Annotated in this window: 11 protein-coding genes; 9 read left to right on the forward strand and 2 right to left on the reverse strand. The window is 58.0% G+C overall.

Going from position 1 to position 18,988, the window contains the following annotated elements; genetic code table 11:
- The coding region (locus IZU87_RS15945; protein ID WP_213115172.1) for a transposase at positions 1 to 214 on the reverse strand (214 nt) is incomplete at its 3' end.
- Between the two features lie 163 nt (positions 215 to 377).
- On the opposite strand from IZU87_RS15945, the gene IZU87_RS15950 reads away from it, so the two are divergent.
- From IZU87_RS15950 to IZU87_RS15965, 4 genes are all read left to right on the forward strand, one after another.
- Complete coding sequence (locus IZU87_RS15950) at positions 378 to 1,385, forward strand: ABC transporter substrate-binding protein (RefSeq protein WP_249330668.1); 1,008 nt, start codon at positions 378 to 380, stop codon at positions 1,383 to 1,385.
- 315 nt (positions 1,386 to 1,700) lie between these two features.
- Positions 1,701 to 3,023 carry a dicarboxylate/amino acid:cation symporter gene (locus IZU87_RS15955; protein ID WP_249330670.1) on the forward strand — a complete coding sequence of 441 codons (1,323 nt, stop codon included), beginning with the start codon at positions 1,701 to 1,703 and terminating at the stop codon, positions 3,021 to 3,023.
- A 91-nt stretch (positions 3,024 to 3,114) separates the two neighbouring features.
- Positions 3,115 to 4,620, forward strand: coding sequence for a cysteate racemase (gene cuyB, locus IZU87_RS15960; RefSeq protein ID WP_213115173.1), 1,506 nt, complete (start codon positions 3,115 to 3,117; stop codon positions 4,618 to 4,620).
- 138 nt (positions 4,621 to 4,758) lie between these two features.
- The gene (locus tag IZU87_RS15965; protein ID WP_249330671.1) at positions 4,759 to 5,703 is read left to right on the forward strand and encodes a LysR substrate-binding domain-containing protein; all 945 of its coding nucleotides are present in this window, start codon (positions 4,759 to 4,761) and stop codon (positions 5,701 to 5,703) included.
- 226 nt (positions 5,704 to 5,929) lie between these two features.
- On the opposite strand, the gene IZU87_RS15970 is transcribed toward IZU87_RS15965, so the two are convergent.
- Positions 5,930 to 6,283, reverse strand: a complete 354-nt coding sequence (locus tag IZU87_RS15970) for a hypothetical protein (protein WP_043335079.1) — start codon at positions 6,281 to 6,283, stop codon at positions 5,930 to 5,932.
- Positions 6,284 to 7,020: 737 nt separating this feature from the next.
- Here IZU87_RS15970 and IZU87_RS15975 point away from each other — a divergent pair.
- The 5 genes from IZU87_RS15975 (at position 7,021) to IZU87_RS15995 (ending at position 18,822) form a co-directional block, all read left to right on the forward strand.
- On the forward strand, positions 7,021 to 10,287 hold the full coding sequence (locus IZU87_RS15975; protein ID WP_213115175.1) for a DUF499 family protein: 3,267 nt from the start codon (positions 7,021 to 7,023) through the stop codon (positions 10,285 to 10,287).
- Positions 10,288 to 10,296: 9 nt separating this feature from the next.
- Positions 10,297 to 10,929, forward strand: coding sequence for a DUF7680 family protein (locus IZU87_RS15980; RefSeq protein WP_213115176.1), 633 nt, complete (start codon positions 10,297 to 10,299; stop codon positions 10,927 to 10,929).
- Positions 10,930 to 11,061: 132 nt separating this feature from the next.
- Positions 11,062 to 14,268, forward strand: coding sequence for a DUF1156 domain-containing protein (locus IZU87_RS15985; RefSeq protein WP_213115177.1), 3,207 nt, complete (start codon positions 11,062 to 11,064; stop codon positions 14,266 to 14,268).
- A 175-nt stretch (positions 14,269 to 14,443) separates the two neighbouring features.
- The gene (locus IZU87_RS15990; RefSeq protein ID WP_213115178.1) at positions 14,444 to 14,878 is read left to right on the forward strand and encodes an RNA ligase family protein; all 435 of its coding nucleotides are present in this window, start codon (positions 14,444 to 14,446) and stop codon (positions 14,876 to 14,878) included.
- A gap of 170 nt (positions 14,879 to 15,048) precedes the next feature.
- The gene (locus IZU87_RS15995; RefSeq protein ID WP_213115179.1) at positions 15,049 to 18,822 is read left to right on the forward strand and encodes a helicase-related protein; all 3,774 of its coding nucleotides are present in this window, start codon (positions 15,049 to 15,051) and stop codon (positions 18,820 to 18,822) included.
- Positions 18,823 to 18,988 lie beyond the last annotated feature (166 nt).

The raw sequence follows: 18,988 nt of genomic DNA on the forward strand, positions 1-18,988 counted from the left end.
TCTCCTCCTGGGTCTTCTGAGCGGTTTTACCGGAACTCTTGCTCTCGAAGACGCCGGTGGCATTGTCCAGCAGTTCGCGTTTCCACTGACTCACCATGGTGGGGTGGATCTCGAAGCGGGCCGCGATTTCCGACGTGGTCTGCTCTCCCTTGAGGGCGGCGAGGGCTACCTTGGCTTTGAACTCACTGCTGTACTGTCGACGTTTCCTGCTCATGATCAAGCTCTCCTGGTCGGTATGATCAGAGCTTAGCGCCTGGTCCGAATTCTGGGGTCCACTTCAGAAGAGGCATTTATCAAGATGTCATCTTCGCTCAGCGTCTGATTCGCGCATTTTCATGACAATGGCGTATTCATAACAACAACGAGGAAAGTCCACTATGTCGCCCCCCTTCTTCAAGTCGTTTCCCTTCACCAGGTCCCACCTGCTGAAACCTCTGCCACTGCGCATGGCGCTGGCGGGCAGTGGCCTGTTGCTGGCAACGCTGTCGTCGCCGGCGTCTGCCGCGGAAGATGCCAGTGTGGTGTTCTCCGCGCCGCCGTGGCCGGGCGTGACCATGAAGACCGAGATTGCCTCGGAAGTCTTTGAAGCGCTGGGTTACTCCCCCAGCACGCGTCAGCTGGGCGCGCAGATCACCTATGAAGGCATGTCGCTGGGCGAGGTGGATGCCTTCCTCGCCGCCTGGCTGCCGGCGCAGAGCAACATGTACGACGCCGCGATGGAGAAGGGCACCCTGGTCGACATGGGCAACAATGTCGAAGGCGCGCGCCTCGGGTTCGCGGTGCCGGGCTACGTTGCTGAGGCCGGAGTGACCTCCAACGAAGACCTCGACAAGCCGGAATTCGCCGACAAGTTCGAGAAGACCATCTATTCCATCGAGATCGGCTCCGGTTCCAGCGAGATCGTCAACAAGGGGGTCGACGGTGATATCTATGGTCTCGGCGACTGGGACCTCAAGGAGTCATCGACGCCGGGCATGCTGGCCACCGTGGCCAATTCCTCCAAGAGCAAGGAGTGGATCCTGTTCGTCGGCTGGACACCGCATTGGATGAACATCGAGTACGACATGGTGTTCCTCGACGACCCGGATGACATGTGGGGCCCGGGTGGCGGCGCCAGTGATGTGAAGACCTTGGCCAACAAGGCGTGGTCGGAAGCGCACCCCAATGCGACCCGTCTGCTCGATCAGCTGGCCTTCAGCTCGGATGATCAGAGCGCGCTGATCTACGGCTATGGCAAGGAAGAAAAGCCGCAGGAAGAGGTCGCCGGTGAGTGGATGAAGGCCAACCCGGCCAAGGTCAAGGCCTGGTTGGAAGGCGTGACCACCCGTGATGGCGAACCTGCCTGGCCGGCTGTCAAGGAGGCTCTCGGCCTGCCGGAGGCATGATCGACAGCTTGGAAAGGTGCCACTGATCTTTGTGGATGCAACACCTTGAATATTGTGATCAGTGTACGAAGCCCGCTCCTTGAGCGGGCTTCTTGCGTTCTACAGCAGCGAACGTGTCAAAAGCGTGCGCAGCGTCAGGGCAGAAAATGACCTCTGGCGTGCCGCGCAGCAGGGGGTGAATTCGTCGTCATGCAAATCTTGCATGGAAAATCCAAATAAAGAATTGGTCGCGGGATAGGGGCCTGTATCACCATCAGTCTGCACTCTGCGCTGCTTCCACGCGCAGCCAACAATAATGACAAGAAGGAAACACTCATGGCTGATTCAGGCTCTTCCTCCGCCCTGATGCCTCGCTCTCCCGGGCCCATTGCGCGCTTTCTGTCTCCCTGGACACGGCTGGCGCTGTGGAAGCAGATCTTCATCGCACTGGTTCTGGGCCTGGGGCTGGGTATCGTGCTCAACCAGACCGGGCGCGCCGATATCGCCGCCGATATCAAACCGCTGGGTGACCTGTTCATCCGCGGCATCAAGATGCTGATCGTGCCGCTGGTCTTCATCTCGCTGGTCACCGGTGTGGCCTCGCTCAACAACCTTTCCAAGATCGGCCGCCTGAGCGTCAAGACGCTGGTGCTCTATCTGGGCATGACGGCGGTCGCCATCACCATCGGCCTGGGGCTGGCCACCGTCTTCCAGCCGGGCGTGGGGATCGACCTGGGCAGCGCGGCCAATGTCGAGGTGCGTGAAGCGCCGACCGCCGTCGATACGCTGCTCGGGCTGGTGCCGACCAATGCCGTCGAGGCCTTCGCCGAAGGCAATGTGCTGCAGATCATCGTCTTCGCGATCCTGTTTGGCCTCTCCATCACGCTGGTGGATGAGAAAGCCCGTCCGGTGCGCGTGTTCTTCGAGTCCGCGGCGGAAATCATCTATCGCATGACCAGCATCATCATCGCCTTCACGCCCTACGGTGTCTTCGCCCTGATGACCTGGGTGGCTGGCACCTATGGCCTGGCAATGCTCGCGCCGCTGGCCAAGGTGATCGGCATCGTCTATCTGGGCTGCTTCGTGCATGCCATCGTGGTCTATGGCGGCATGCTGCGCTTCCTGGCGCGCTTGAACCCGCTGCGCTATTTCCAGGGCAGTGTCGAGCCGATCATGCTCGCCTTCACCAGCACCTCCAGTTCCGGCACCTTGCCGGTGACCATGATGGCCGCCGAGCAGAATCTGGGCGTCAAGCGAGGTGTCTCGAGCTTCGTGCTGCCGCTGGGCGCGACCATCAACATGGATGGCACCGCGCTGTATCAGGGCGTCTGCGCACTGTTCATCGCCCAGGCCTATGGTGTCGATCTGGGCATGACCGAATACGTCACCATCATCATGACCGCGACGCTGGGCTCCATCGGTACTGCCGGTGTGCCGGGTGCCGGCTTGATCATGCTCTCGCTGGTGCTGACCTCCGTCGGTCTGCCGCTGGAAGGCGTTGCCATCATCGCGGGTATCGATCGTGTGCTCGACATGGCACGTACCGGCCTGAATGTGGCGGGTGACTGCGCGGTCAGCTGCCTGGTGGCCAAGAGCGAAGGCGAGCTGGACGAGGAAGTCTTCAATACACCCCACGTCATGCGCTCAGAGCTCAGTTGAGCACTCTTGTCTGAACACCCACCGCGTCATCATCATCGGCTTGTCGGCATCCGCGTGATTAGCGTGTCAACGACATCAGGAGAACATCGTCATGGAACGCCCCAACGCACCTTCACATAAAGCCAGTCCCTCTGTCGTTCGCTACGGCGTCGTGGGTGGCCTGGGGGCGATCGGCAGCGCGGATGTCCTGCTCAAGACGGTGCGCGCGGCGCAGTACTGCAAGCCGCCGGGCGGGGTGGATATCGCCTTCGAGCAACGCCACTTCGATGATGGTCCGGGAATCGCCGCGGAGGCCTATGATCCGCTGCGGCGCAAGTTCTACGTCTACAACGTGCTCAAGGACATGCAGGGCAAGGTCGAGAACGCGATGGTGCCATGCTTTCTCTCCCATACCTTTCTGGCCGAGATCACCCCGGAAATCAGCTTCAACGTCGTCGATATCTTCGATGCGCTGCTGGCGCGCATTCGCCGCGACTATCCCGAGGTGCGCAAGATCGGCGTGCTGACCTCAAGCTACGTGCGCGCCTCCGGCATCTTCGAGCAGCGCTTCGGTGAGCCGGAGGCCACGCAAGACGGCAGCCCCGCGACAGCTGGCGGCCTCGAGGTCATCTACCCCGATGCCACGCTGCAGCGTGATGCCCTGATGCAGGCCATCTATGGGCCCAGCGGCATCAAGAGCGGCCATCATGGTGGCGAGTGTCTGCAACTGTTGCTCGAGGCCTGTGATGACCTGGTCAGTCAGGGCGCGGAGATCATCGTGCCGGGCCTGAGCGAGATTCCGGTGCTGATGGAATCGCTGCAGCCGCTGGTACCGGTGCCCCTGCTTGACTCCAATCTCATCTACGCCGAATACGCCCTGGGCGTGGACCGTGAGCGCGAGAATCGCAACTTCAAGCTCGGTGTGCTCGGTGGGGTAGGGCCGGCGGCCACGGTGGACTTCATGCGCAAGGTGGTCAGCCTGACGCGTGCCGAGCGCGATCAGGACCACCTCAAGATGGTGGTGGAGCAGAATCCGCAGATTCCCGATCGCACCGCCAATCTGATCGGCAAGGGCGAAGATCCGAGCATTCCGATGCTCGCGACCTGTCAGCGGCTGGAGGCCGATGGCGCCAATGCCATCGCGATTCCCTGCAATACCGCGCATGCCTTCGTGGCGCGTATCCAGCCCTATATCGGCATCCCGATCATCAACATGCTGACGGCGGTGGTTGACCATATCGCGGCGATGCAGACGCCGGTGACGCGGGTCGGGTTGCTCGCGACCAGCGGCACCGTGACCAGTCGGGTCTACCACGACATCATCGAGGCCTCGGGGCGTGAAGCGCTGGTGCCCGATGCGCGCTGTCAGAGCCAGGTGATGGAGGCAATCTACGGGCATCACGGCGTGAAGGCGGGCCATACGACAGGGGAGTGCAGCGAGCATCTGCAGGCTGCCATTTCCCACCTGCTGGCGCGGGGCGCAGAAGTGATCATCCTGGGCTGTACCGAGCTTCCGTTGATCGAGCTTGATACGGCACTGCGTGAGCGGGTAGCGCTGCTCGACCCCGCGGAAATTCTCGCGCAGCGCTGTGTGGCACTGGCGCAAGCCGAGGCCTGATCAGCGCTGCATCCATCAGGCAAGCCAGTGAAGAGAGCTTGAAGAAAAGACACGCAGCGACGCGATATACTGCGCTCACGCAGGCTCGCTGTGTGCCTTTGCCTCATTCATGCCTCTCTTCAGGTGCTCGCCGTGGAAATGAACTGGCTGGAAGACTTCCTCACCCTGGCGGTGACGCGTAACTTCTCGCGCGCCGCCACCCTGCGTAACGTGACGCAACCGGCCTTCAGCCGTCGTATTCGCAATCTGGAATACTGGGTCGGCGCCACCCTGATCGACCGCAGCCTGTTTCCCGTCGGCCTGACCCCCGCAGGCGAATCCTTCCAGCGCACCGCCCAGGATGCGCTCTCGGTATTGCGCGTCGGCCGCGATGAAGCGCTCGGCTTCGTGCCCAAGATAGAAGAAGTCGTCTCGATTTCCGCCTCGCACACGCTGGCGGTCAGCTTCTTCGTCGACTGGCATGAACAGCTGCAAAACCGACTGGGCAATCTCAAGGCACGCATCGTGCCCGACCACGTCGCCGGCTGTGTCGATGCCCTGATCAGCGGCAACTGTGATCTGATGCTGGCCTACAACAGCCCGCTACTCCCGACGCTCACCGACATCGTGCGCTATCCCTCCATCGTGCTCGGCTCCGAGCGACTGGTGCCCGTCAGCGCCGTCGATGACGCAGGCCAGGCCCTTTACTCCCTCGACAGCGACACGCCGCAACCCTATCTCTGCTACTCCAGTGACAGCTATCTCGGTCGACTGACCGCCCTGATCATTGGCCGCCAGAACCTCGCCGCACGACTCAACTTCCGCTACGAATGCTCGATGTCTGACGTGCTCAAGCGCGGCGCACTCGCCGGTAGCGGCATCGCCTGGGTGCCGGAACGCGCCGTACGCGACGAGCTGGCCGCCGGGCGCCTCGTCATCATCAGCGACGATAGCCACACCGCACCGCTGGACATCTGCCTCTTCCGCCACGCCGAGCATGACCAGCGCGTGGCCGAACGCATCTGGCAAGCCTGCCTGACCGCTGAAGACGAAACCCTCGAGCCAGACCAGCCGCCTGCTGGCGGCGTGCCAGAGAAGGAATAGGTAAAGAAAGGGCCGGAGAAGAAAGAGTACGGAAAGGGCACGCAGCGGAAAGGGCACGCAAAGCAAAGTGCAGGGCAATGAACTGAAATCATCGCCAGTGCATAACGCAAGACGGGAGCCACCAGGGCTCCCGTCTTGCGTTGTGGCAACTAAGCGTATCTGAGCGCATCTGGGCGCATCTCAGCTCACAGCCTATCGGCCGCAGCTGCAAGTCATGCAACGCCTCTCACGACAGTCGGCGCGAGTTGGCCGTCGTACGCTTGTGCAACGGCTTGATGAAGAGGGTGCCCGTCGTCCACCACGGCGCCACCTTGCCGCCCGTCATCGCGTTCATCCACGCCTTCTGCATCACGAACCACATCTCCCAGCTGGCCGCGATCTTCTCCGACACCATCTTCTGGTTCTCGGTGATCATCTTCGGGTCCAGCGGTGACTGGGTTCCCCACAGCTGAGTGCGCGACATGATGGTCGACATGGCCGTCGACCACATCTCCACCGACGTCGTGCCCAGCTTCCAGACATCGAACATCGCAGCCGGCGTCGTCGGGACCAACTCTGACCAGGCAGGTTGTTTAGCCATTGTGCTCTCCAAGTAAGGAACCTGAGTACAGTGATACGCCTGTTTTTGCTGCGGTGCAATATGCGTTTTGGTCTGTGAGACGAAACGAGGCAATCTGGAGCCTCCCTTATCACCAGTTCCTATATAAATCAGTAGGTTAGCGATGTGGAGGGCCTGAAGATCCGGAATTTTCCGGGCCTGGGCGGAAATTTCCCGTGAGGTTGGGGAAAGTGCATTTTGGGATTTGGCGGCAATATCTTACATATCTATACGCGTTCCATGATACATGGCGCCAGAGGTTCACTTGCTCAGGCGTCAGCCATTCTCGAGGGGGCGCTGGCTAGTCTGTCGAGAGGGGGAGAGCGGGATGAGATCAATGCCTGGATGGGTATCCACTGTACCGTTCAGGCGACACAGATGGGTGGTGACAGTTAACACGTTATCTCTCTAGGCCTGGACTCCGGTACAATTAGCGATCACGAAAGAACGTTACATTCTGGTCTATCCATGGCGTAGGTCCCGGCTGGATGCTGAGGTTGGGACGAGACGGTGCTCATTCGTTGAGTGCCGTGCGGTAGCTATTCACCGATTTGAATTTGTGCGTCTTACCAATTTTCATCTGCGTCCACTTGATTGACTTCATACGTTGGTGACGTCCTAGTGGTTAGCCAGCATGGTTGATTATAGGAAGTAGACGCTTTATCGCCTCGCGTTCGAGCCATAATTTCGGCATATCTGATTGATGCAGGGAGCAGTAGATGAAGAACGTTATTTTTACTTGTAAACCACGCCCTGAGATATTGGCAGGCACCTTCAATCCCGAGATCTTCACTGCGAGTCTGAGCCGCGTACTGGGCGACTATCGCAAGGGCGAGGCACGGGAAGGTGCCAATTCACTCTACTCTGACCCAGTAGCCTTCTTCCGGGATGCCACGCACCCGACCCAGGGCCTCTGTACAATTCTGGACAACGCTTTGGCTAGGCTGACCAACGGCGACTTGTCCCGGCCAGCCATACAGCGTTTGGATACTGCCTTCGGCGGGGGTAAGACCCATACCCTGATCGCTCTTGCCCACGCGGCCATGCAGGGCAAGCCGCTGGCTGAGCACATGACAGGGATCGTGGCGCCTGAGCGGCTGCCGGAGCCTAATCAGGTACGGGTAGTGGGGATCATCGGCGACACAGTGGATACGCTAAGGGAAACTGCCGGAGGTTCGTCTTCCAAGCCAAACACTCTTTGGTGGCAGATTGCTCAACAGACGCTGTCCGCAGTGCAGCAATCCTCGATTCAATCGCGTCTTGATGACGCCTCTGCGCCGGCCTCGGATGAGTTCTTCGAGACGCTGTTCGGCGACAGGCCGACGCTGATCATCATTGATGAGATCGCCCAGTATCTGTCGCGAATGGAAGCAGCTTTCCCCGGTATTGGTGCCGAGCAGACCGCCGCCTTCCTGATGTCGCTTTCGACCTATGCCGCTGGCAAGCCCAACGTAGCAGTGGTACTGAGCTTAGCCTCGGCGACCAATGCCTTCGGCGATTTCAACAAGCTGATCCGCAAGCTGCAGTCCACTCACAGCATGAGTTCTGCGGAGGCCGAAGCGATAGTGCAGGAAGCCCAGCGAGGTGTGCTGGACGTCGTCAACCGCTCCTCCGAGGCTACGACGCCGGTGCAGGAGGGCGACCTATCGCGCATCATGGCCAAGCGCCTGTTCGTATCGGTCGATTTCGAGGCAGCGAGCGACATGGCCTCGGCGTTCATCGAGACCTACCGCCAGGCAGGTACCGACCTGCCGGCCGGCGCTAACGACCCGCAGCTGCACGATCGACTGGTGGCTCATTATCCCTTCCACCCTACGCTGATCGAGTTCCTCTCCGAGGAGCTGGCACAGGTGGAGAGCTTCCAGGGCACCCGCGGCCTGCTGCGTACCCTGGCACGGGCTGTACGTCGGATCTGGGAGGCCAAGCTGGCCATTCCTCTGATCCAGACCGGTCACATCGATCTTTCCGATGGCACCATCCGTAGCGAGTTGCTGGGCAAAACAGAGAATACCGATTTCGTCGCCGTGCTCGACTCCGATATCAGTAAGGTCTCGGGCACTCAGTCTACCAGCCGCACCGTGGCGGGCGAACTGGATGCCGCCAACCCTCACCCCGATAGCTATCCGGTGCATGAGTGGGCTTGGCGCGTGGTCTTCCTGCATAGCTTGATCGGTCGCGGGGGGGGGCTGCGGGACGAGAAGTTCGGTATCGACATTACCACGGCGGTCTATGAGATGGCTTCACCCGCCATAAAGCCGGCCACAGTACGTTCCGCCCTAGAAACCATCGAGCGTGAGGCGAACTACCTCCGCGAGCGTAACGGCCGGCTGTATGCCGACACCGTGCCGACGCTCAACAATATCCTGCGTCGTATCGAAGGCAGCGTGGCCTACCCGGAGGCCATGACGCGTGTCGAGCAGGTGGTTCGGGGGCTGATCAAGCAGTCATCCGTATTTGATATTCATCCCAATATCGATGATGGCGAAGGGGTTCCCGACAAGACGCGCAAGCCACAGCTGGGTATCATCGCCTTCGAGGTGGAAGAACTTGATCCTGCGCGTTTCATTGAGCGACGCGCTGGAGCAGTTCGCGAATATCAAAATCAAGTATTCCTGCTGGCTTCCAGCACCACTCACATTGCCAGTTCGATTTGGCCGGAAGCGCGTACTCATCAGGAGCACCGTACTCGGCAGAACATTCTGACTCTGGCGCGCAAGGCTATCGCCGTGGAGCGTCTAAAGGAAAATCCCGAAAACTGGGGCGTCAGCCACAACCAGCTCCAGAAGGGTGAATTCAAGGAGCGGGCCGCCAAAAGCCCGGCTGAGCTGCGCACGGCCATCGATGAAGCCTATCGTTTCCTGATCTACCCGGGGCGCGATGGTGGGCGCGTGGTGGTGCGCGATCTGGGCAAGCGTGGTGCCGGCCCCACTGCAGGCGGCTCAAGCGGCCTGCACCTGGAAGATGCCATACTCAAGCAGCTGGCCGGGGAAGGCGAGCTGGTCACCGAGGAACGTGCCTCCACCGCAGAAGCGGCGACTCTGCTCGGCAAGCTGTTCTTCGAGAACCAAAAGCAGGTCAATGTCAGTGACCTCGTGGAGCGCTTCGCCACGCGCCGCAACTGGCCGATCCTGCAACGTCCAGCGCTGCTGGCCACCGTACTGGTAGAAGGTGCCAAGCGCAGCAGTTGGTGTCTGGGCCACATGCCCGATAAGAAGGCCCACAAGCCCGATGCGCTCTATTACAAGGACAACCTGCCGCCTCTGACGGTAGAGCCTCTGGAGAAGGACGGCGAAGGTTGGATCCTCTGCACCAAGGAGCACGCCAAGCAGCTGGGCTGGCTGGAAAGCATCGTACGCGACCCCAACACCGTCGCTGCCTGGATCGAGCAGACCATCCAGAGCCGCGATCAGGTCGACCTCAGCCAGCTACCGCAGATCATCGAGCAGGAGCACGACAAGGTCGATCCACACGTCTACCAGCAGCAGTTGGAGAACCTCTTCGCTCAGCGGCAACTGGCGGCCTATCCGCAGGAAGCATTCAACGAGGAAGGTGAAGCCGACCCCGAGCATGCGATGACAGGCGATACTGTACCCGTTGGCGGCGTGAAGGGCGGAATCGTGGTGCCCTACCAGACGGCTCAGGCTCGCGGCTGGATCAGCAAGCCCAAGGTCGAGAATCGCTCCTTCATGCTCAAGACTCCTGATAAGGTCAAAAAGCTCTTCAATCTGCTGGCGGGAACAGCCTTGAGCCAGTCCACCACTGAGGTGCACACGCTGCAGATTTCAGCCGAAACGCCTGATAAGGGGCGATTCCAGCTGGCCATGGGCCCTACCACGGTAGGTGGTCTGGTAGAGAGCCGCTCCTTGTTCGCAGCCCTGAATAGCCGTTTACGCTTTACTACTGAACAGCATCAGGTCCGTCTGACCCTCGGTGAGCTGAATCAGAACTGCAAGTTCACCAAGATGCTCGAGCAACTGGAAGGATAAATACGACAGATGGCCACCATCGCCACCAAGACGGCGCCCCGCGGGCGTCGCAAGAGCTCACAGGCCGATGAAGCGCAGCTGGTCAAGCTGGCCAGGCGGTCGCCCTATGTGCTGCGCCTGACGCGTCACAAGGATCTGCCGCCCCCGGTTCTGGTCATCAAGGAGCGCATCGCCCCGGAAGATCGCGACGATACCGAAGGGCTGACCAACCCCCGCGCCAAGCACGTGGAGCGTGGCACTTTGCATGGCGAGAGCGCGCGTGCCTGCCTGCCGGTGCTCAAGCGCATCCTGGAAGAGGTAAAGGACGAACAAGGCATACCGCTGGGCTTGGAGCGCTTTATGTCCCCCCAGGGGCTCAAGCAGACCGATATCAACTTTCCCCTGGATGAAACCGCCGGTGCGCGCCTGGCGCTGTTCTTCCGTCTGCAGACCAAGGTCAAGGACGTCGATCGGATTGAGTTGATCGGCCGCCGGGTCACGATGTTCTCCCGGGAAGAGGCCGTCTACTGGCTGGCAAATGTGACCACCGCCGACCCGGCGCTGCGCAGCTGGGCCACCAGTGGATTACGCATGCTGCTTTGCGGCGAGGCCGGTGACAAGCGCGTGCCGCGCATCCTGGAGAAAGTGCGCGCTCGTGGTTGAGGATAGGAATCGATGTGGCTCGTAGAGCGGGCTGGAAAAGGCAGCTTAGCCGGGTCATGAATGGCAGCGCCAAGAACGAATGATCAGCCAGGCCAGTTGCCTGGCTGTCGCCTTATTAGAGGAAGCAACAGTATGGACGTCAACGAATCAGGCCTGACTGCTAACAGCATGCCGACTACCAGCACCGCCCAGTCATTGATCGACGATCAGCGCCTGATCGAAGCCGGCTTTCCCTGCCACCAGGTTGGTGCTGAGACGCAGCGTGAGAAAGGTGCCAGTAATGTAATGCCACCGATTTTCTATCTGCATGTGTGGTGGGCAAGAAGGCCGCTAACACCCAGTAGAGCAGCAGTGTTAGCCTCACTCCTGCCCTCAGACGCCGATCCTGACGCGTTTGTTACAGGCCTAGGCATCAAGGTGTTGGTTGCGGACGTGCACGGTGTTCCATGGGTGATTGGTGAAGACAAGATTCGTCAGAGAATCATGGATGCTGGCGGAAAGTTGAGCTTAGAGGTTGATGGCGTAGTTCTGCGTGCCTATGAACGTGAAGCGAAGGTTAGGGAGGAAAGTAGGCGTCAAATTATTAAGTTGCTCGAAAGCGACTCTTCCTTGAAGAATGATCCAGTTGTTCTGGCTTGGGGGAATGAGTCAGTAGAGCTTCCTGAAGTTGAAGTTGGAGAGGTTTTGAGGGTTGAGTCGGCCACAGGGGATCCAGCCTGGGCAAAAGATAAAATGCTTTTTACCAAGCAGCATGGTATTAGGTTTTCAGGAGATGCCTATAATTATCCAAGGGCGTTTTCCCAGCCTGTTCGCCCAGTTGAAGATAGTCAGCAAAAAGTCATCCTTGATCCGACATCTGGAGGGGGGTCGATACCATTTGAGGCTATTCGGTCGGGGCATCGTGTGATTGCCAATGAGCTGAACCCGGTAGCAGCAGTGATCTTGAAGGCAACCTTGGATTTTCCCGTTAAATATGGCTATCCGCTCCTTGAGGATATCGAATTTTATTATAATAGGATTCTAGTTTCTGTTGATGACTATTTGAAGCCATTTTTCGCCCTGGGGCAGAGCTTGGCTTCAGTTGGCCAAAAGACTGTTTCGTTGCCTGGTCAGCTATCTGAGGCTGAGCAGGAATTTTTTAATCAAGAAGATATAGTTGATTATCTTTATTGTCGGCAAGTGACTTGCCCGCACTGCCATGGTGATGCTCCGCTTCTCAATGCCTTTTGGCTTTCTAAGCAAGGTGAAAGTAGCTGTATAGTGGTTAAGCCGCAGCCTGACAAAACGGTGCGGTTTGAGCCGGTTGAGGTCACTAGTGGAGATCGAGGTCCTAATGCCGAGGACCTGGACGCTGGTACTGTTTCTCGCGGTGTAGGACAGTGTGTGCATTGCCATCAGGCGATTTCAGGTGATGAGATCAAGCGACAGGCCCGAGGAGAGTCAGAGTTTGGCAAATGGAAAGATATTTTATACTGCGTAGTTGCTCTTCGCTTAGAGCCTAAGTTGGATAAGCATGGTAATGTTCAACGTTTCGCGACAGGTGCTCGTAAGGGAGAAGCTAAGTCTCACAAAGTACGTTACTTTAGAGCGCCAAATGAGGTAGACATTAAGGCGCTGAAAGATGCAGAAGTTGAGTTGGAGGAGCGGCGGCTTGACTTCGATATTAAAGGTTTGGTTCCCAACGAGCCATTCCCGCAGGGTAACGATATGCGCCCAGTTAACTATGGCATGCCGACCTGGGCTGATATGTTCACGCCACGCCAGTTGCTTGGTCATCTTTCTGTCATGGAGGCATTGCATGACGTTAAGCCGAAAATTATTGATAAGCTGGGTGAAGAGAAAGGGTGTGCTGTAATAACATATCTTCAGTTTATGTTGGATAAGGTTACAGATTACAATAGTCGTCAGACTCGCTGGGAGTATACTCGTGGCGTAGTGAAAGGCGGGTTTGGTCGCCACGATTTTTCGCTAAAGTGGACTTTTGGCGAAATGGTGTATGCTGGCAAATCATCAGCTCTGATTTGGGGAGGTAATCAAGTAAAAAAGGCTTACAAGGAGTTGTGCGACGCCTATCAAGAACTTGAAGGTGATGAAAATGGTCATCCTGTGAATGTTGTTCGGGGTTCTGCCACAAGTATGCCGTATGTTGAGAGTTATAGTGTCGACGCTATTGTCATGGATCCCCCGTATTATAATAACGTTCAGTACAGTGAGCTATCAGATTTTTACTATGTATGGCACAAGCGTTCTTTGGGAGACCTCTACCCTGGCTGGTTCGATCACGAAGTGACCGATAAAGCGCTGGAGGCAGTCGCCAATCCGGCACGTGATGGTTCAGCTAAGAATGCCAAGGTGCGCTACGAGGAGTTAATGCAGGGCATTTTTTCTGAGAGCAAGCGGGTGCTCAAGTCGGATGGCATCATGACATTGATGTTTACCCACAAGAGCTCCGATGCGTGGGAAACGCTGACCAATGCCTTGATCCAGTCCGGCTGGGACATTACGGCCTGTATGCCGGTCGAGTCGGAAAGCGGCTACTCTACCCACCAAATGAATATGGCTTCGGCAGCATCGACGATCTTTATTGCCTGCCGTCCGGCAGACCGCGGGGATCGCGAGCCCTCCAGCTGGGCCTATGAGGTCAAGGGCAAGCTGGAAACCGCGGTGCGTGAAGGTCTGGGCGAGTTCGAGCGCCTCAAGCTAAATCCTGTCGATCGAATGATCGCCTCTTGGGGGCGTGCCCTGCGGGTCTACTCCGCCCACTGGCCGGTGCAGGATGGCGACGAAGACGTGCCGCCCACCCGGGCCATGCAGGAAGCGGCCCGCGTGGTGGCCGAGGAGGAGGTCAGCCGCCTATCCGGTGGCTTGGTGACCGTCGATGATCTGGATTCCGAATCCCGCCTGGCCGTGATCGCGCTTGGCATCAACGGCCTGGGCGACTTCGCGTTCGATGATGCCCTGCAGATGAGCCGCTCTCTCAGCTTCCGCCTGCAGAACCGCAACGGCAACTACCGAGTCAGCGATGACATGGTGGCCTACGCCAACGTTGGTGAAGACGAGCGCGCCGCCCCGCTGGCCATCAAGGGTAACAAGCTGCGTCTGCTCAAGCCGGAAGAGCGTGCCGCTGCGCGTCTGGAGAATCCGCAGACACTGTGGGATATGCTTGGTGGGCTGATCGTTACCTACCGCGGCGGCGGCATCGTGGCCGCACGTAACTTCCTGACCCAGCATGGCAAGCGCGACAGCGATGCCCTGCGTGGCCTGCTCAAGGTCTGGGCCAAGGAGTGCCGCGACGACGAGCTCAAGCGCGAAGCCCAACTGATCGACTACGAGCTGTAAGGAGATTGGCCCATGCTTACTGAGCTGCGACTGCAGAATTTCAAGGCATGGAGGGGGAGGGACACCGGTCCGTTTCCCCCACACCCCGCACCTTGTCTGGCTCGGCAAGGGAGAGCCTCGCGACGACAAGCTGCTCGATCCCACAGAGGTCGAAGCGCTGCTAGCGGGCGACGTGTTGGTAGAGGAGAAGCTCGACGGTGCTAATCTAGGTATTTCCTGGGGAGATGAAGGCCAGCTGCGTGTACAGAACCGTGGCGCCTACCTTGAGGCGCCTTACCGCGGTCAGTTCTCTCGTCTGAACCAGTGGCTGATGCAGCACCTTGCGGTGTCCCAGCAGCATTTCCCCGATCACGTCATTCTCTTCGGCGAGTGGTGCGCTGCGCGCCACTCGCTGGGTTATGCCGCTTTGCCGGATTGGTTCATGGTTTTCGATATTTACGATCGCCAGGCCCAGCGATTCTGGAACCAAGAAAGATGCAATGCCTTGGCCAGTCGGGGCTTGGCTGCGGTGCCACTACTCGAGCGTGGGAGTTTCACTCTCAAGGAGCTGGAAGGTCACATGCATAGCGCTCGCACCGCCTATCGGGATGGCAAGCTGAAGGCCTCGTGATCCGCCAGGACGAGCCAAAGTGGTGTGAACACCGCGCCAAGCTGGTTCACGCTGATTTTGTGCAACAAATCGAGGAGCACTGGCGCTTAAGGGCGTGGAGTGGAATGAGCTGTCTTCTAACGTGTACGGATGAGCTGCACGGGCCAGAATTTTTGTAAGTGAGACTAAGTATGGCAATTCGTGACTTCGATTGGGAACCCAGCTACGCCACCTCTGACATTCGCGAGGATGGCAAGCTGGTCGATGTGCTGCATGACTTCTATATCCCTGCACTAAGGCGGGCGAGCCGCTATGACCGTGTGGCCGGCTACTTTACTTCTTCGTCTCTCGCGGCAGCGTCTCAAGGGTTTTCACGTTTCGTCGAGAACGGCGGTGTGGCGCGCCTCGTGGTAGGCATGCAGCTCGATCCTGAAGATGCCGCCGCAATTCTGAAAGGCGATGAGCAACGTGCCAGTCAGGTGATGCTGGCTCAGATCGAGTCATCCCAGCAGTGGCCTACGGAATTGCGTCATGGCGTAGAACTACTGGCGTGGATGGTTGCCAATGGCCACCTATCCATACGGGTGGGGCTGCGTGTACATGCTCAGGATGGTACCCCACAGCCGCTGGGCTTTGCGCAGGATGGTTACCTGCATGAGAAGTGGGCGATCATTGGCGATGACCAGGATGAGCTGTTCATTTCGGGGTCGTTGAATGAATCTCGAACGGCGCTTGCCATCAATGCCGAAAACATCACCGTCCAGCCCTCGTGGGAAGACTGGAATCGCAAGCTCTTCGCACAAAAGCATCGCAGCTTTCTCGCACTGTGGGAGGGAAAGCATCCTGCTATCAAAACGTTCTCTCTGCCCGATGCGGTCAAGGCTGAGCTGGTAAGAATCGCCAGTCGCAGCAGTGGGCTATTTGAGATCGATGGCACGCCGTTGTCGCGGGATCCACACCAATTCCGTGAGAATGACGAGCTCAAGCCTAGCCTGTCCGAGCGTCTTCGCTTCGCCATAATCCGCTTGGCACCATTGCTTCCCGGTGGCGAACGAGTCGGAATCGAAACTACGCCCATCAAGCCCTGGCCACATCAGCGCTTCGTGGCCAGCCGCTTGCTGGACACCTATCCATGTAATCATCTGCTCTGTGATGAGGTGGGACTCGGCAAGACCATCGAGGCGGGCCTGGCTTTCCGCTCCCTTTGGCTCTGTGGCCGTGCCAGCTCAATACGGGTGTTTGCCCCGGCCTCGTTGACCTCGCAGTGGCTGGTTGAGATGGCCGAGAAGTTCTTCCTGCCCTTCGTGAGGCGCACGTCTCGCAAGGGGCGCTGGGAGCGTCTTGACATGCTCAGCGGCGAGCCCATCCAGGGCGATGGACAGATGTTCGATGCCCCGCTGGAAATCATCTCTACTGGCTTGGTTATCAATCGCCATGGAGGCCGATTGCTGTCGAGCTTGCCAGAGACGGATTTGGTGCTGGTGGATGAGGCCCACAAGGCCAGGCGCCAGACGCCCGACAACCAGACCACCATGCCTCGCTTCAATAAGCTCTACCAAGAGCTGCAGAACTCGCTTTATAGAATGTCACAGACTCTGCTGCTGGCCACGGCCACACCGATGCAGCTCAATCGGGTCGAGGCCTTTGATCTGCTGAAGCTGATGCCCTCCGCAGGCGCCGTACAGTTCTCCGAAGACCTATGCGAGATCTTCTACCGTGTACGGGACAAGCTGCTGAACAACGATCCCATGGCGGACTACGAAAGCGAGTGGCTACGCCGCTACCTGAACAATGTCCGTGCGTCATCGCCAGAGCAGTGGCAGTTCGTGCATCAGCATGTGCTCTCTACTTTTGGTAAGAGCGGTTTGGATGACTTTGTGGAGCGCTGGGAGGAGCCTATATTTGGCTGGGGTGAAGTTCAACCGGCGCTGAGCCTGCTGGCACCGCTGGGCCGCAGCATGCTCCGCCACACCCGCTCGCTGCTGCGCGCTTATCAGCGGGAAGGTCTACTGAATGCCAACCTGGCATGGAGGGAAGTCCACCCGGGCATCATCCCCCTTGCTAGGGTGGAGCGTGAGGTCTATGACGAGCTTCAGGCTTACTGTGCCGAATTGGCCAGCCATATGGCGGCCAACATGGAAGAGGGTCAACAGAGAGCGGCTATCGGTTTCTATCTCAGCTTCCTGCGCCTCCGTTATTCGTCTTCTTTCCATGCACTGCGATGTTCTCTCGAGAGGCGGCTGGTTAAAATTCAGCAAACCCTGGATCACAAGGCTCAGCAGCTCACCAATAATGATGCCGATCGGGAAGAGTTGGAAGAGCTAGGTGATGAAGAGGTCGAAGGGTTGATCCTCAAGCATCGCACCGAAAGTGATCTGACGTGGGAGCAGGGCGCTGTAGCCCGTTTGATTTCCACAATGGACCGGCTCCCGACGACGCCGTCTAAGATGCAGCAGTTACTGAAGGACATCGAAAAGCGACGAACCAATGGCACCGACCGTGTACGGCAGTTGGTACTGTTTACACGTTACGCCGACACCATGAACTACCTTCATAACGAGTTGAGGCGGCTACTCCCTGGGTGTCCAATCGGCACCTTCTCCGGAGCTGGCGGTACCCTGCGCCGTGCTGATGAGTACCATCCTGAAAGTCTTGATCGCACAACGATCAAGCAACGTTTCGTCGCTGGAAACATCGACATCCTGCTATGTACAGATGCGGCAGCAGAAGGTTTGAACCTGCAGAGCGCTGACCTGCTGATCAACTTCGATTTACCCTGGAACCCGATGATGCTGGAGCAGCGCATCGGCCGCATAGATCGTATCGGTCAGCATCACGAGCACATTCACGTGCTTAACTACCTCTACCAGGATAGCGTGGAAGAGGTGGTGTACTCGCGCTTGGTCAGGCGTTTCCGTGAGGCACTTACTGTATCCGGCGAGCTGCAATTCTCGCTTCTGCCCATCCAGCCAGAGGATTTCGAGGATTTCGCCAAGGCAGAAGGTGAGGAAGGCAAGATCGATGAAGAGGAGCTGATTCGCCGAGCCCAGCAGCATGCCGAGCGTATCAAGGAGCGACAACAGCTCACTGAGTTCAAGGCGGAAGAGCAGAAGGCGGCCTATGAGCATCTTGAGGCTCAGCGTCGTGTAGAGCCGATGGCGGCGACTCTGGAGGATATCTGGCAGGCCATTCGTGAGAGTCAGTACCTTAGAGCGCTAGGGGGCGGTATCGAAAACTTCAAGCATGGGGATGCTTACCGGATGGTAGACATCCCCGGGCTACCTAAGGAGGTATTGCTTACGACCTCCCGAGGGCTCTATGAGCATGGTCTTGGAGAATCTGATCATCGCAAATTGCACTTTGCGACCTTTGGTGACCCTGTCTTTGAGAAGCTGCTGGATTACATGCTGCAACCAATGGAAGCGGTGCAAGCCGCATGGCAAACGCGCAAACCACTGGCATCAGTGCGCGTAGCCGACTATGACCTGAAAACCTTCGAGGAAGCCTTTGGCGTTGAAATTGGTGAAGAATCCGAGATTGAGCTGGTAGCGCGCCCCCTCCCGTTAGCCAAACGACAAGATGATCGGATAGGGCGTCAGCAGAAGATCATGATGGATACCGTGTCCGCCAGCCTTGCCGAGCTGAAGTTAAAACCCAACCCCGATACAGCTAATAACCAGATTGCTGAGATTGATCGGTTCCGATCTGATGTCAACAACCGACATGGACAACGTGTGCACCTGAAGTTTGATGCGCCGGATCGTAGTGGAATGCTGGTGTTGAAGGACAAGCTTCTGTGGCCAGTGTTACAAAAGAAAGATGGGCTAACAGTCGATGCGGATCCTCTGCTGTTGAGTGCAGCTCGAGATGTCATATTTCGTCAATTGGGAAGTATGCCGAGCAAGAACAACCGTACTAGCCATGATGTAGCGAAAAAACTTAAAGATGATGCAGCTCAAAGCTAGCATGTGTTTGGAAATGGGTCTGTGAGGGCTTAGTGGCTATTAGGTTCTGTACGAAAAGTCGGCTCGTAGACAGCGGCGTATGCAAGCTACGCATACCATCGCATAAAAGCTACGGGCCAACTTCTCATATCGCGTCGCAATACGACGGAACTCTTTCAGCCAACTG

Source organism: Cobetia sp. MC34 (assembly GCF_018340035.1).
Lineage (GTDB): Bacteria > Pseudomonadota > Gammaproteobacteria > Pseudomonadales > Halomonadaceae > Cobetia > Cobetia amphilecti.